Source organism: Leeia sp. (assembly GCF_041909055.1).
Classification (GTDB): Bacteria; Pseudomonadota; Gammaproteobacteria; order Burkholderiales; family Leeiaceae; genus Leeia; species Leeia aquatica.
Genome location: NZ_JAYREC010000002.1, coordinates 253,739 through 267,738 on the forward strand (window position 1 = coordinate 253,739; position 14,000 = coordinate 267,738).

General features: G+C 61.8%; 15 protein-coding genes. All 15 read left to right on the forward strand.

Annotated features, from left to right (window positions below):
* The first annotated feature begins 143 nt into the window (after positions 1 to 143).
* Complete coding sequence (gene truA / locus ACE3O2_RS06975) at positions 144 to 944, forward strand: tRNA pseudouridine(38-40) synthase TruA (protein WP_374336022.1); 801 nt, start codon at positions 144 to 146, stop codon at positions 942 to 944.
* Between the two features lie 46 nt (positions 945 to 990).
* Positions 991 to 1,617 carry a phosphoribosylanthranilate isomerase gene (locus tag ACE3O2_RS06980; RefSeq protein WP_374336024.1) on the forward strand — a complete coding sequence of 209 codons (627 nt, stop codon included), beginning with the start codon at positions 991 to 993 and terminating at the stop codon, positions 1,615 to 1,617.
* A 3-nt stretch (positions 1,618 to 1,620) separates the two neighbouring features.
* Positions 1,621 to 2,829 carry a tryptophan synthase subunit beta gene (gene trpB, locus ACE3O2_RS06985; RefSeq protein ID WP_168875618.1) on the forward strand — a complete coding sequence of 403 codons (1,209 nt, stop codon included), beginning with the start codon at positions 1,621 to 1,623 and terminating at the stop codon, positions 2,827 to 2,829.
* 33 nt (positions 2,830 to 2,862) lie between these two features.
* Complete coding sequence (trpA, locus tag ACE3O2_RS06990) at positions 2,863 to 3,672, forward strand: tryptophan synthase subunit alpha (RefSeq protein ID WP_374336026.1); 810 nt, start codon at positions 2,863 to 2,865, stop codon at positions 3,670 to 3,672.
* Positions 3,673 to 3,724: 52 nt separating this feature from the next.
* Entirely contained in the window at positions 3,725 to 4,594 is an 870-nt protein-coding gene (gene accD / locus ACE3O2_RS06995) for an acetyl-CoA carboxylase, carboxyltransferase subunit beta (RefSeq protein WP_374336028.1), read from the forward strand.
* Entirely contained in the window at positions 4,594 to 5,913 is a 1,320-nt protein-coding gene (gene folC, locus ACE3O2_RS07000) for a bifunctional tetrahydrofolate synthase/dihydrofolate synthase (RefSeq protein WP_374336030.1), read from the forward strand. The genes accD and folC overlap by 1 nt, the downstream gene beginning before the upstream one ends.
* Entirely contained in the window at positions 5,910 to 6,137 is a 228-nt protein-coding gene (locus tag ACE3O2_RS07005) for a hypothetical protein (protein ID WP_374336032.1), read from the forward strand. Before folC ends, ACE3O2_RS07005 begins: the two co-directional genes overlap by 4 nt.
* Positions 6,138 to 6,298: 161 nt before the next feature.
* The gene (locus ACE3O2_RS07010; RefSeq protein ID WP_374336034.1) at positions 6,299 to 7,030 is read left to right on the forward strand and encodes an SPOR domain-containing protein; all 732 of its coding nucleotides are present in this window, start codon (positions 6,299 to 6,301) and stop codon (positions 7,028 to 7,030) included.
* Between the two features lie 34 nt (positions 7,031 to 7,064).
* On the forward strand, positions 7,065 to 7,589 hold the full coding sequence (locus ACE3O2_RS07015; RefSeq protein ID WP_374336036.1) for a CvpA family protein: 525 nt from the start codon (positions 7,065 to 7,067) through the stop codon (positions 7,587 to 7,589).
* Positions 7,590 to 7,635: 46 nt separating this feature from the next.
* On the forward strand, positions 7,636 to 9,177 hold the full coding sequence (gene purF, locus ACE3O2_RS07020) for an amidophosphoribosyltransferase (RefSeq protein ID WP_168875611.1): 1,542 nt from the start codon (positions 7,636 to 7,638) through the stop codon (positions 9,175 to 9,177).
* Positions 9,178 to 9,181: 4 nt separating this feature from the next.
* The gene (locus ACE3O2_RS07025) at positions 9,182 to 10,378 is read left to right on the forward strand and encodes an O-succinylhomoserine sulfhydrylase (RefSeq protein WP_374336038.1); all 1,197 of its coding nucleotides are present in this window, start codon (positions 9,182 to 9,184) and stop codon (positions 10,376 to 10,378) included.
* Positions 10,379 to 10,462: 84 nt separating this feature from the next.
* Positions 10,463 to 10,756, forward strand: a complete 294-nt coding sequence (locus tag ACE3O2_RS07030; RefSeq protein ID WP_374336040.1) for a lipopolysaccharide assembly LapA domain-containing protein — start codon at positions 10,463 to 10,465, stop codon at positions 10,754 to 10,756.
* Positions 10,757 to 10,771: 15 nt separating this feature from the next.
* Positions 10,772 to 11,938 carry a lipopolysaccharide assembly protein LapB gene (gene lapB, locus ACE3O2_RS07035; RefSeq protein WP_374336042.1) on the forward strand — a complete coding sequence of 389 codons (1,167 nt, stop codon included), beginning with the start codon at positions 10,772 to 10,774 and terminating at the stop codon, positions 11,936 to 11,938.
* Between the two features lie 12 nt (positions 11,939 to 11,950).
* Positions 11,951 to 12,661, forward strand: coding sequence for an orotidine-5'-phosphate decarboxylase (pyrF, locus tag ACE3O2_RS07040; protein WP_374336044.1), 711 nt, complete (start codon positions 11,951 to 11,953; stop codon positions 12,659 to 12,661).
* Entirely contained in the window at positions 12,658 to 13,989 is a 1,332-nt protein-coding gene (locus ACE3O2_RS07045) for a UDP-glucose/GDP-mannose dehydrogenase family protein (protein ID WP_374336046.1), read from the forward strand. The genes pyrF and ACE3O2_RS07045 overlap by 4 nt, the downstream gene beginning before the upstream one ends.
* Positions 13,990 to 14,000 lie beyond the last annotated feature (11 nt).

Here is a 14,000-nt window from a genome sequence, read left to right on the forward strand (position 1 = left end):
AGGGCAGGTCAGATGACCTGCCTTTGCCTGTGCGCAAGACCATGCATACAGCAACCTCATTGAGGTTGCTGTATGCATTTTGGGGTGTCCATTTGGGAGGGGCAGTGGTATAACCCTTGCCTGTTCAAATACGAGGAAGCGGCATGCGTTGGGTGTTGGGGCTGGAATATCGGGGCACCGCCTTTGCGGGCTGGCAGCGCCAGCCGCAGGTAGATACCCTGCAAGCCCGGCTGGAGGCGGCGATTGAAACCATCGCCGGACAATTCAGCACCGTGCATGCCGCAGGGCGTACCGACCGTGGCGTGCATGCCAGCATGCAGGTGGTGCATTTTGATACCGAGGTACACCGGCTGGAACAGGCTTGGGTGCGTGGGGTTAACAGCCACTTGCCGGACGATATGGCCGTGTTATGGGCGCGCCCGGTTGAAGCCCCCTTTCATGCCCGGTTTTCCGCCATGCGGCGACGCTACCGTTATTTCCTCTACAGCCACCCGGTACGGCCCGGTTTGCTGGCAACCCGCGTGGGCTGGCTGCATCACAAGCTGAGCCTGCAAAGCATGCAGGAGGCCGCCAGCTGCCTGCTGGGGGAGCATGACTTCAGTGCGTTTCGCTCCAGCGAGTGTCAGGCCAAATCGCCCATCAAACACTTGCAACAGCTGAGCTTGCATACCCATGATGCACCGGGCCGGCAGGGTGAGCTGATCGAGCTGCGCTTTACCGCCAATGCCTTCCTGCATCACATGGTGCGCAATATGGTCGGGGCCTTGGTGCACGTGGGGACCGGACGGGCCCCGGTCAGCTGGATGGCGGATCTGTTGGCCAGTCGTGATCGCAGCAAGGGTGCGCCGATGTTTGCGGCAGACGGTCTGTATCTGGCCGGTGTCGAGTACCCGGAGGTATACCAGCTGCCAACCTGGCATGACGAAGGCCGCCTGTTCTGGTAAGGTAGGCTGCGCTGCAGGTCCTTTCATATTTCATCGAGTTTTCCCCATGCGTACCCGCGTCAAGATATGCGGCCTGAGCCGTCCAGAGGATGTGGCGGCGGCGGCCCAAGCCGGAGCAGACGCCATTGGACTGGTGTTTTATCCGCCCAGCCCCCGTGGCGTGAGCATTGCGCAAGCCGCTGGCTTGCTCCGCCATGTACCTGCCTTTGTCTCCACAGTGGGCTTGTTTGTCGATCCCACTGAGGCCGAGGTGCGGCAAGTGCTGGCCCAATGCCCGCTGGATGTGCTGCAGTTTCATGGCGATGAATCGCCATCGTTCTGCCGCAGCTTCGGTCGTCCTTACCTGAAAGCAGTGCGGGTCAAACCGGGGCTGGATTTGCTACAATATGCCGAAAACTACGCCGATGCGGCCGGTTTGTTGCTGGATGCCTGGGTGGCCGGGGTGCCGGGCGGGACGGGGCAGTCGTTTGACTGGTCGCTGATCCCGGCGGATTTGCCTTTGCCGTTGATTCTGGCCGGCGGGCTGGACCCGGACAACGTGGCCGAGGCCATTGGCCGTGTCCAACCTTGGGCTGTTGACGTGTCCGGTGGGGTAGAGCGGGAAAAAGGGGTCAAGGACCCGGCGCGCATCGAAGCGTTCATGCGTGCAGTGGCAACAACCTATGTGGGGTAAGCAATGAAGCAGGTCGATTTCCGCAGTGTGCCGGATGCCCGTGGTCATTTTGGCCCTTATGGTGGCGTCTATGTCGCTGAAACCCTGATGTCGGCGCTGGATGAGCTGCGGCAACAGTACGAGCACTTCAAGCAGGATGACGCCTTTCGTCGTGAGTTTGAATACGAACTGAAGCACTTTGTGGGCCGCCCCAACCCGGTGTATCACGCCGCGCGCTGGTCCGAACAGCTGGGTGGTGCGCAAATCTATCTGAAGCGCGAAGACCTGAACCATACCGGCGCACACAAGATTTCCAACGCCATGGGGCAAGCGCTGCTGGCGCGCCGCATGGGCAAGCGCCGGGTGATTGCCGAGACTGGTGCGGGTCAGCATGGCGTGGCCAGCGCGACCGTTGCCGCGCGCTATGGCATGGAGTGCGTGGTGTACATGGGCGAGGAAGACGTACAGCGTCAGGCCCCTAATGTATTCCGCATGAAACTGCTGGGGGCCACCGTGGTGCCCGTGTCCAGTGGCTCACGCACCCTGAAGGATGCGCTGAACGAAGCCATGCGCGACTGGGTGACCAATGTGGACCACACCTTCTACATTCTCGGCACCGCAGCGGGCCCGCACCCCTACCCGATGATGGTGCGGGATTTCCTGTCGGTGATCGGCCGCGAAGCGCGCGCGCAGATTCTGGAGCTGACCGGGCGTCTGCCGGATCAGGTGGTGGCTTGCGTGGGCGGGGGTTCCAACGCCATCGGCATGTTCCACGGTTTCCTGCAGGATGAGGCGGTGAAGCTGGTTGGCGTCGAGGCGGGTGGGCATGGTCTGGACAGCGGCAAGCATGCCGCCCCCTTGTCCGCCGGACAACCGGGCATTTTGCATGGTGCGCGTTCTTACCTGATGCAGGATGAAAACGGCCAGGTCATTGAAACCCACTCCATCTCGGCCGGGCTGGATTATCCAGGCGTGGGGCCAGAGCACAGCTGGCTCAAGGATGTGGGTCGCGCCGAATATACGGCGGTGACCGATGATGAGGCCATGCAGGCGTTCAACGACCTGTGCCGTTTTGAAGGGATCATCCCGGCGCTGGAGAGCAGCCACGCCCTGGCGCATGCCCGGCGTATCGCCCCGACCTTGTCGCGCGACCAGTCGATTCTGGTCTGCCTGTCTGGCCGTGGCGACAAGGATATTAATACCGTCGCCAAGCGCATGGGCATTACCCTGTAAGCGCCGCTCCGCAACCCGAATACTGAAAGCATCATGTCCCGTATCGACGCCCTGTTTTCCGACTTGCAACAGCGTGGCCGCAAAGCGCTGATTCCCTTCATCACCGCCGGGGATCCACACCCCGGACAAACCGTCAGCCTGATGCATGCCCTGGTCGCCGGTGGTGCCAACCTGATCGAACTCGGTGTGCCGTTTTCCGACCCGATGGCCGATGGCCCGGTGATCCAGCGCGCCAGCGAGCGTGCCTTGAAACACGGTGTCGGACTCGGGCAGGTGCTCGACATGGTGGCCGAATTCCGCAAGACCGATAGCCAGACGCCGGTGGTGTTGATGGGCTATGCCAACCCGGTCGCGCGAATGGGTTATGAGGTGTTCGCAAATCGTGCGAAAATGGCGGGCGTTGATGGCCTGCTGACGGTGGATGTGCCGCCGGAAGAGAGTGATGAGCTGCTGACAGCCCTGAAAGCGCAGCAGATTGCCCCGATCTACCTGCTGGCACCGACCACGCCGGAAGCCCGGATCAAGGCGATTGCCGAGCGGGCACAGGGCTATGTCTATTACGTCTCCCTCAAGGGGGTGACCGGGGCCAGTCACGTGGATTACAGTGCAGTGGGTGCGCGCATGCCTGAGCTGCGCAAGCGCATTCATTTGCCAATCGGGGTCGGCTTTGGCATCAGCGATGGTGCTGGAGCCGCAGCCGTGGCCAAGGTGGCGGACGCCGTCATCATAGGCTCGCGGCTGGTGAAGGAAATTGAAAGCAGCACGGCTGACACGCTGGCAGGGAACCTGCAGCGGCTGGTGGCCGAGCTGCGTGCTGCCATGGATGCGGCTACCGCTGCGTGATGGGCAGTGCTCCCGGAGACGGGAGGTGCGTAATTGGATGTGAGGATAAACCATGAGCTGGTTACAAAAACTGCTGCCGCCCAAAATCAAAAGCAAACCGGCAGGTGGCAAGACCGTGGTGCCAGAGGGCCTGTGGAGCAAGTGCTCTGCTTGTGAAGCTGTGCTGTACCGGACTGACCTGGAAAATAACCAGTTCGTCTGCCCGAAATGCAATCACCACAACCCGCTGGGCGCGCGGGCCCGGCTGGAAATGCTGCTGGACCCGGAAGGCCGGTTCGAACTGGCCTCCGAGGTCAAGCCGATCGACATCCTGCGTTTCAAGGACAGCAAGCGCTATGTCGATCGTCTGGAAGCGGCTGAAGCGGCAACTGGCGAGACCGATGCCCTGCTGGTAATGCAAGGTGCCATCCTGCGCCAACCGGTGGTGGCGGCGGCCTTTGAGTTCAAGTTTATCGGCGGTTCGATGGGCTCGGTGGTGGGCGAGCGCTTTGTGCGGGGGGTCAATGCCGCACTGGAACAGAACGTGCCTTTCATCAGTATTGCCGCTTCCGGTGGCGCCCGCATGCAGGAGGGGATGAATTCCCTGATGCAGATGGCCAAAACCAGCGCCGCGCTCACCCGGCTGGCCGACCGCAAGCTGCCGTATATCTCCTTGCTGACCGATCCGACCATGGGTGGTGTGTCGGCCAGTTTTGCCTTCCTCGGTGATGTCGTGATGGCCGAGCCGGGGGCTGAAATCGGCTTTGCCGGTTCCCGCGTGATTGAGCAGACGGTGCGCGAAACCCTGCCGGAAGGCTTCCAGCGTTCCGAATTCCTGCTGGAGCATGGCGCCATCGACATGATTGTGGATCGCCGTGATCTGCGTCGCCGTATTGCCGAGCTGCTGACCCTGCTGCAGGGTAACCCACCGTTGGATGCCTGATGCCACTGGCGACCACGCAGCACGGAGAGGCCAAGGCCTTGCCGCAGGATGTGAGCGGCTGGCTGGCGCATCTGGAGGCCCTGCACGCGGATGTGATCGAGCTGGGTCTGGCTCGCGTGCAAGGGGTGATCCAGCAGATGGCGCTCAAGCCTGCCTGCCCGGTCATCATGGTGGCGGGCACCAATGGCAAGGGTTCGACCTGTGCCATGCTGGAGCGCATCTACAGTGCTGCGGGCTACAAGGTGGGCGTCTACAGCTCACCGCACTTGCTGCGCTACCACGAGCGTGTCCGGCTGAATGTGCAGCCGATAGACGATGCAGCCCTGTGCGCCTCCTTTGCCGCCGTCGAGCAAGGGCGCGGTCAGGTGGCGCTGACCTATTTCGAGTTTGGCACGCTGGCCGCGGTCGCGGCGTTCATGGCTGCAGCGGTCGACGTCATGATTCTGGAAGTCGGGCTGGGTGGACGGCTGGACGCGGTCAATGCCTTTGAGCCGGATGCCTCCATCATCACCAGCATTGACCTTGATCATCAGGCCTTGCTGGGCGATACCCGCGAGCTGATTGGCTTTGAGAAAGCTGGCATTTATCGCAGCGGCAAACCCGCCATCTGTACTGACCCGGACATTCCGGCATCCATTGTCGAACATGCGCGCACGATTGGTGCCCACTGGCTACCTCTGCAGCGGGAGTCTGGCGTCGATGGTTTCGGCTATCGCCGCATGGAAAACCAGTGGGAGTGCTGGTGCGAGGGGCGAGCCTTCCATTCTTTGCCCATCCCGGCGCTGCGCGGTAGTTATCAGCTCGCTAATGCCGCAGCGGCACTGGCGGCCATTACGCAGCTCAATGCACGCCTGCCGGTCAGCATGGGGGCGGTGCGTCGTGGCCTGCTGGAAGTGGAGTTGCCGGGACGGTTTCAGGTGTTGCCGGGGCGTCCGGCGGTGGTGCTCGATGTCGGGCATAATCCACATGCCGCGCGGGCCTTGGTGCAGAACCTGTCGCAGATGGGCTATTTCGAGCGCACCTTTGCCATTTGCGGCATGATGCAGGACAAGGATCAGCTGGCGGTGCTGCAGGCGATGCAGCCGCAAGTGGATCACTGGCTGTTTTGTGATCTGCCGCCGCCACGTGGTGCCAAAGCGGAAACCTTGCAGGCGCTGGCGAGTCAGAGTTCAGGCAAGGCCAGTGTATTTACCTCGCCGGAAGCCGCATGGCAGTTTGCCCAGCGAGAAGCGGGGGAGCGGGACCGGATTGTGGTGTTTGGTTCCTTTGTGACGGTAGGTGCGGTATTGCAGGCGCGGGATAAGGCGGCGGTGCATTGAGCGTGGACGCGGACAAGCCCGAGGAGCCGCCCTCCGCACGGCAGCGATGGCAGGCGCGAACGACCCAGCGCAAGCGCTGGGGGCATGTGCTCTACGGCATAGCCTTGCTGGCTGTGTTACTGATTACGCTGTTTCCGGTTCACCGGCCCAGGAAGCCGCAGGCAACGGCCACCCCGGTGCAACAGGCTGCATCCCTGCCGGCCAGCGAAGCATCAGGCCGCTAGGTCATGAACGACTGCCAAGGGCAGGCACAAGAATAGGGCGTTACACCATATGCTGCAGGGTGTGACGACGGAAAATTGACTCACCATCGGCCCGCAAGGGCTGATGGTACTGCCAGAGCGGCGCGGGGCAATCATGGGCGCTTGGGTAGTGATAAACAAGGATGGCTGACAAGGTGTCGCGGATTCAGAGTCTGAGTGATGAGCAGCAACAACTGAAGCGTCGTGCGCGCCGCCGTCTGGTCGGTGCCCTGGCGCTGGTCCTGCTGATGGTGATTTTCCTGCCGATGGTGCTGGATCAGAAACCGCGCGCGGTGGAGCAGGATATCCCGATCGACATCCCCGAGCCGGATGGTTCTACACCGCCACTGAAACCCGGCACCGCTTCCGCAGCGGATACGCCTCAGCCCCCCGCTGTGGTGACGCCGCTGCCGACGGATACGCCTGCCTCCGTGACCAAGCCTGTGACGGCCACCACCAAGCCAGAGGCGACGACGCACAAGCCCGTCACCAAGCCGGAAAAGCCGGCTGAGGGCACCAAGCCTGCCGCGGATACCACCAAGCCCACCAAGCCTGCTGCAACCAAGCCTGCGGAGGATGATCCTCTCAATGCTTTGGTGAGTGCACGCGAGCAGCAAGCCAGTAGTGAGCGCCCGGCGGCAGGGGGCAAGTGGTCGGTACAGTTTGCCGCGTTGAACGACGCCAACAAGGCCAAGGCATTGTTGAAAACCTTGTCTGGACATGGTTTCAAGGCGTATGTGGTGACCCTTCACACCCCGAACGGTGAGGTCAGCAAGGTGCGGGCCGGTCCGTTCAGCAGCAAGGATGAAGCCGATCAGGCCCGACAGAAGGCCGAGGCCGCCGGCTTGCAAGCCATTGTGGTGACCGGCAAGTGATGTCGGCTGTTGCCCAACGCCGGGAGGCGTCTGTTTGACCAGCTTTGACTACATGCTGCTGGCCGTCGTGGGGGCCTCGGTAGTGCTGGCGGTCATGCGCGGCCTGGTGCGCGAACTGCTGGCCCTGCTGACCTGGCTGGTGGCTTACGCCCTGGCGCAGACCTTTTATATGGACTTGATTCCCTATTTGCCGGCAGACATACCGAATCTGGCCTTGAAAATGCTGGTGGCCTTCGCCATCCTGATGATGGCTGGCTGGTTGCTGATGAGTTTGCTCAGCATTACCTTGCACGAGCTGATCAAAGGCAGTGGCCTGCAACCGCTGGACCGGGTGCTGGGCGGCGTGTTTGGCTTGCTGCGCGGCATGCTGGTGGCGCTGGTGATGGTGATGCTGGGCGGGCTGACCCGCTTGCCGCAGAGCGATTTCTGGCGTAATGCCGCTTTCAGTGCGCCGATGGAGGCACTGGTCGTACAGAGCAAACCCTGGCTGCCGGAAGGCCTGGCCAAGAGCATCCGTTTTGACCCCGCGCCGGAAGGCGAGGGGATGAGCAGCCCGTAATCATTGCCGTTGCGGGTACCCCCCTGACAGAAAGAGGCAAGTCGTTATGTGTGGTATTTTGGGCACCGTTGGCCAGCAACCGGTCAACCAGTTGTTGTACGACGGTCTGCTGGTCCTTCAGCACCGTGGGCAGGATGCCGCAGGCATCGTGACTGCCAATGGCAACTCCTTCCACATGCACAAGGGCAATGGCCTGGTGCGTGATGTGTTCCGCACTCGTAATATGCGCTCGCTGATGGGCCATGCCGGGATTGCCCATGTGCGCTATCCGACAGCGGGCTCCTCCTCGGTAGCAGAGTCGCAGCCGTTCTATGTCAACTCGCCGTTTGGTGTGGTACTGGCACACAACGGCAATCTGACCAATGCGGAACAGCTGAAACAGGAAATGTTCCAGCTCGACCTGCGGCATATCAACACCCACTCGGATTCCGAAGTGTTGCTCAATGTGCTGGCACATGAGCTGCAAAAGCAGAGCAAGGGTACACGGCTGGATGCAGATGGCGTGTTTGCTGCCATTTCTGCTGTGCATCGCCGCTGTCGTGGTGCTTATGCGGTAGTCGCCATGATTGCGGGTCACGGGCTGGTGGCTTTCCGCGATCCTTACGGCATTCGCCCGCTGGTATATGGTGAGGCCGATACAGCGCTGGGCAAGGAATATCTGGTGGCGTCCGAGTCGGTGGCGCTGGATTCGCTCGGTTTTCACATGGTGCGGGATGTGGCGCCGGGTGAAGCACTGTATATCGAGTTTGATGGCACCTTCCACAACCGCCAGTGTGCCGAGAACCCCAGCCTCAACACCTGCATCTTTGAATTTGTGTACCTGGCGCGACCGGATTCGGTGATCGACGGCGCATCGGTGCATGAAACCCGCCTCAACATGGGCAGCGGGCTGGCCGACAAGGTACGACATGAGCTGAACGGCGAGCAGATTGACGTGGTGATCCCGATTCCGGATTCCAGTCGCCCCAGTGCGCTGCAGCTGGCCAACAAGCTGAACCTGCCGTACCGTGATGGCTTCATCAAGAACCGTTATATTGGTCGCACCTTCATCATGCCGGGCCAGGCCATGCGCAAGAAGTCGGTACGGCAGAAGCTGAACGCCATCGGCATGGAGTTCAAGGGCAAGAACGTGTTGCTGGTGGATGACTCCATCGTGCGCGGCACCACCAGCCGTGAAATCGTACAGATGGCGCGCGATGCCGGGGCGACCAAGGTATTCTTCGCCTCGGCTGCGCCGCCGGTGCGCTTCCCCTACGTCTACGGTATTGACATGCCCAGCCGCAGCGAGCTGCTGGCCAATGGTCGTAGCCATGAGCAGATTGCCGCTGAAATCGGTGCTGATGCGGTGATCTACCAGGACCTCGATACACTGAAAGCCGCAGTACGGGCGGCCAATCCGGCCAATACCTCGTTCGATGCCTCCTGCTTTGATGGTTGCTATACCACGGGCGACATCACCGAAGCCTATCTGGCCGGTATCGAGAATCGCCATAGTGATGGCTCGGCGGATGCGGCGGATGATGGCCAGACACGTAATCTGGACCTGAATCTGGGCGTGGCCGAGCAAGCCTTGCGTTACGGAGAGTAAACACATGCAGCAGCAGGGAGCCGGTACACCGGACTGGGATGATGAGACGCTGGCCATCCGCGCCGGCACGGAACGCTCACCCTTTGGCGAGCACAGCGAGGCGATGTATCCCACCTCGAGCTATGTGTTCACTTCCGCTGCTGAAGCGGCTGCCCGCTTTGCCGAGGTGGAGCCGGGCTATACCTACTCGCGCTTCACCAATCCCTCTGTCACCATGTTTGAAAACCGGCTGGCGGCGCTGGAAGGGGCGGAACGCTGTGTGGCCACCGCCAGCGGCATGTCGGCCATCAATGCGCTGTGCATGGCCTTGCTGAAGCAGGGTGACCACATCGTCGCTTCGCAAAGCCTGTTTGGCTCTACCATTGGCCTGTTCAACAACATCCTCTCCCGCTTCGGCATCAGCGTCAGCTATGTGCCGCTGTCGGAGACCGTTGCCTGGCGAGAGGCGGTGCAGCCGAATACCCGCCTGTTCTTTATGGAAACACCGTCCAACCCGCTGACCGAAGTGGGCGACATCCGCGCCGTGGCGGAGATTGCGCACCAGGCGGGTGCACTGCTGGCGGTCGACAACTGTTTTGCGACCCCGATCCTGCAGAAGCCTTTGCAGATGGGGGCGGATCTGGTGGTGCATTCGGCCACCAAATATCTGGATGGACAGGGTCGCGTGCTGGGTGGCGCGGTGCTGGGCAAGGCGGACCTGATGCAGCAAGTATTCCTCTACCTGCGCACCGCCGGGCCGACGCTGTCTGCCTTCAATGCCTGGGTGCTGTTGAAGGCACTGGAAACCTTGCCGCTGCGCATGGAGCGGCACTGCCGCAACGCTGCAGAGCTGGCCGCCTGGCTGCAAACCCAGCCGACGGTCAAGCGGGTGTATTACCCCGGTTTGCCTGACCACCCGCAGCATGAGCTGGCCAGCGCGCAACTGGCACTGCCGGGTGGCATGCTGTCCTTTGAAGTGGTGGGCGGGCGTGAGGCCGCATGGCAGGTGATTGATGCCTGCCAGCTGATTTCCATCACCGGCAATTTGGGGGATTCGCGCAGCACCATCACCCATCCGGCTACCACCACCCACTTCCGCATCAGCCCGGAGGCCCGTGAGCTGGCAGGCATCGGTGAGGGGCTGCTGCGGGTGTCGGTCGGGCTGGAGTCGGTGCAGGACCTGCAAGCGGACCTGGCACGGGGGCTGGTCCGTCTGGCGTAAGGCGCGCTGGACGCGCCGGGGTGCGTCTGTCCGCGAGGGCGCTTCTCCGGTACAATGCGGGGTTATGCTTGGAGAGGTGCCGCGATGCGCTATGTGTTCCTGCTGCTGAAAATCACCCTGTTCATCCTGCTGCTGGCATTTGCCATGAAAAACGGCCAAACGGTCAGTCTGAACCTGTTTCAGGGTCATGCCTGGCAGACGCCGCTGGTGGTGCTGCTGCTGGTGTTCTTTGCCGTGGGCACCCTGTTTGGCCTGCTGGCCAGCATGGTGTTCGTGATGCGCGTGCGTCGTGAGTTGCTCTCCCTCAAACGGGAGTTGCGCAACCGCAATGCTGCTGCCAGCCCGCTGACCCAACCGGCATCCGACGCCGTTCTCTGATCTGACGGATCCACTGTGGAATTTGATTACCTCTGGTTGTTGCTGCTGCCGGTGTTCTTTGGGCTGGGCTGGCTGGCGGCCCGTATCGACATTCGGCAATTGCTGCGTGATTCACGGGCGGTGCCCAAGGCCTATTTTGAAGGGCTGAATTTCCTGCTCAACGAGCAGCCGGACCGGGCATTGGGCGCGCTGGTCAGCGTGGCGCATCACCATCCGGACGCGGTGGAGCTGCAGTTTGCCTTGGGGAGCCTGTTCCGCAAACGGGGCGAGCTTGACCGTGCCATCAAGCTGCATCAATCCATTCTGCAACGTCCCGATCTGAGCCCCGATGTCCGTTCACAAGCCCTGCAGGCGCTGGGTGAGGATTACCAGCGGGCAGGCCTGCTGGACCGGGCAGAAGACAGTTACCGTCAGTTGCTGGATAACGGCCAGGCCACCGAGGCCCGCATGGCGCTGCTGAACATCTATCAGCAGGAGCGGGAGTGGCAAAAGGCCATCGACATGGCCAGCCAGCTGCCGGATGCTGCGCATGCCCATCAGCATGAGGTGGCGCAGTTCTATTGTGAGCTGGCTCAGCGAGCGATGAGTGCCTCGCAGTGGGAAGTGGCGGGCCAATATCTGCAATCCGCACTGGACGTGCACCGTAAATGCGTACGTGCCACCCTGCTGCAAGGTGATCTGGCCTTGATGCAAGGGCAGGCCGATACCGCGCGGCAAGCGTGGCTGCGCATCGAGCAGCAGAACCCGGACTACCTGCACATGGTGGCCGAAAAGGTGCTGCGCATCTATCAGGATGAGGGACGGCAGGAAGAAGGGCTGACGCTGTTGCGTGGCCTGTATCAGCGCTACCCGAGCCTGGACTTGCTGGAGCCCCTCAATCTGGCGCTGCAACAGGCCGGAAAACTGCAGGACAGTTACGAGCTGCTGTGCGATGAAGTGCGCCGTCAGCCCTCGCTGCTCGGTCTGGATCGGTTGCTGCAGGTGCAGTTGCTGGTGGCGCCACCGGAGCGCCGTGCTGACCTCGAACAGGTGCGTAATCTGGTCCACCAGCATGCCGACAAGCACAATATGCACAGCTGCCGCCATTGCGGCTTCCGTGCCCGCCAGTATTTCTGGCATTGCCCGGGCTGCGCCGAGTGGGAAAGCTATAGTGCCCTGCGTGGGCAAGCCAGTTTGCCGTAGAGGATGGCCCTGATGACCTTGCTTCATTCACCCCGCATCGTGGTGGCGCTTGATTATGCCGATGCCGCCTCCGCCCTGGCCTTGGCCCGACAACTGGACCCCAAGGCCTGCCGCTTGAAAGTGGGCAAAGAGTTGTTCACCCGTGCCGGTCCGGCGATCGTGGAGCAGCTACAGGCGCTGGGGTTCAGCCTGTTTCTTGACCTCAAGTTTCATGACATCCCGAATACCGTGGCGCAAGCGGTACGAGCGGCCGCAGAGCTGGGGGTGTGGATGGTCAATGTCCATGCCTCGGGTGGTCGCCGCATGATGGAAACCACGCGCGAGCGGGTTGAGGGCTTGTCACATCGCCCGCTGTTGATCGCTGTCACCGTACTGACCAGCATGCAGCAGGACGAGCTGGCCGAGCTGGGTGTACAGGGCACGCTGGAGCAGCATGTGCTGCGGCTGGCTGCGCTGACCCGCAGCAGCGGCTTTGATGGGGTGGTCAGTTCTGCGCAGGAAGTGCAGCCGATCAAGCAAGCGTGCGGTGCCGGATTCCTGACTGTCACCCCGGGGATTCGACCGGCCAGCGCGGCAGCGGACGATCAGGCGCGCATCCTGACTCCGGCTGAGGCCATCGCCATTGGCAGTGACTATCTGGTGGTGGGGCGGCCCATTACCCGAGCAGAAGATCCGTTGGCGGCCTTGCACGCCATCCGGCAGGAGATTGGAGAAGTGGTTTGAAGATTACCGTAGTCGGTTCCGGTTACGTCGGGCTGGTCAGTGGCGCTTGTCTGGCCGATGTGGGCAATATGGTGCTGTGTCTGGATGTGGATGCCCGCAAGGTCGCCCGCCTGCAGCAGGGCGAAGTGCCGATCCATGAGCCGGGGCTGGATGAAGTGATCCGCCGCAATGTGGCGGCAGGCCGCCTGTCGTTTACCACTGATGCCGCTGAGGCCGCGGCCTTTGGTACGGTACAGTTCATCGCGGTGGGGACGCCGCCGGGTGAAGATGGCTCGGCGGATCTGCAGTATGTGCTGGCTGCGGCCCGGCAGTTGGCGCGCCACATGACGGAATACCGTGTGATCGTGGACAAGTCCACAGTGCCGGTGGGTACCGCTGATCAGGTGCGGCAGGCGGTACAGCAGGAGCTGCAGGCGCGGGGGGTGGATATCCCGTTCAGCGTGGTATCCAATCCGGAGTTCCTGAAGGAAGGGGCGGCCATTGAAGATTTCATGCGTCCGGACCGTATCGTGGTCGGGTGTGAGGATGAGACGGCACGCAAACTGATGCGTGAGCTGTATGCGCCGTTCCAGCGTAACCATGATCGCATGGTGTGGATGGACGTACGCTCTGCCGAGCTGACCAAGTATGCAGCGAATGCCATGCTGGCAACGCGGATTTCCTTCATGAACGAACTGGCCAATCTGGCCGAACGCCTGGGCGCGGACATTGAGCTGGTCCGGCAAGGCATTGGCTCCGACCCGCGCATTGGCTATCATTTTCTCTATCCGGGCATTGGTTATGGTGGCTCCTGCTTCCCCAAGGACGTGCAGGCCCTGCAGCGCACAGCGCAGGCTTCTGGCGTCGAACTGGCGGTGCTGGCAGCGGTAGAGCATGCCAATGAGCAGCAGAAGCAGCGGCTGGTGGATAAGGTGGTGCAACGTTTTGGCGAGGACCTTGCCGGGCGGCATTTTGCCCTGTGGGGACTGGCATTCAAGCCCAATACCGACGACATGCGTGAAGCGCCCAGCCTCACTATCTTGCATGGTCTGTTGCAACGCGGTGCGACGGTGGCGGTGTTTGACCCGATTGCCATGGAGACCGGACGGGTGGCGATGCAGGCTGCCGGTATCGCGCTGGATCGCGTGCAGTTTGCTGAATCGGCCAATGCAGCAGTGGCGCAAGCCGATGCGTTGTTGATTGCGACCGAGTGGAAGCCGTTCCGTAGCCCGGATTTCGAGTGGTTAAAGCAAGCGCTGAAAACGCCGGTCATCTTTGACGGGCGGAACCTGTACGACCCGGCACTGGTACGCGCCCAAGGCTTTGAATATCTGGCCATGGGTCGTTAAGCCGCTGGTGA

Coding starts and splice junctions, on each gene's coding strand:
- truA (WP_374336022.1), top strand. CDS start 144: ATGCGTTGGGTGTTGGGGCTGGAATATCGGGGCACCGCCTTTGCGGGC.
- ACE3O2_RS06980 (WP_374336024.1), top strand. CDS start 991: ATGCGTACCCGCGTCAAGATATGCGGCCTGAGCCGTCCAGAGGATGTG.
- trpB (WP_168875618.1), top strand. CDS start 1,621: ATGAAGCAGGTCGATTTCCGCAGTGTGCCGGATGCCCGTGGTCATTTT.
- trpA (WP_374336026.1), top strand. CDS start 2,863: ATGTCCCGTATCGACGCCCTGTTTTCCGACTTGCAACAGCGTGGCCGC.
- accD (WP_374336028.1), top strand. CDS start 3,725: ATGAGCTGGTTACAAAAACTGCTGCCGCCCAAAATCAAAAGCAAACCG.
- folC (WP_374336030.1), top strand. CDS start 4,594: ATGCCACTGGCGACCACGCAGCACGGAGAGGCCAAGGCCTTGCCGCAG.
- ACE3O2_RS07010 (WP_374336034.1), top strand. CDS start 6,299: ATGGCTGACAAGGTGTCGCGGATTCAGAGTCTGAGTGATGAGCAGCAA.
- purF (WP_168875611.1), top strand. CDS start 7,636: ATGTGTGGTATTTTGGGCACCGTTGGCCAGCAACCGGTCAACCAGTTG.
- ACE3O2_RS07025 (WP_374336038.1), top strand. CDS start 9,182: ATGCAGCAGCAGGGAGCCGGTACACCGGACTGGGATGATGAGACGCTG.
- ACE3O2_RS07030 (WP_374336040.1), top strand. CDS start 10,463: ATGCGCTATGTGTTCCTGCTGCTGAAAATCACCCTGTTCATCCTGCTG.
- pyrF (WP_374336044.1), top strand. CDS start 11,951: ATGACCTTGCTTCATTCACCCCGCATCGTGGTGGCGCTTGATTATGCC.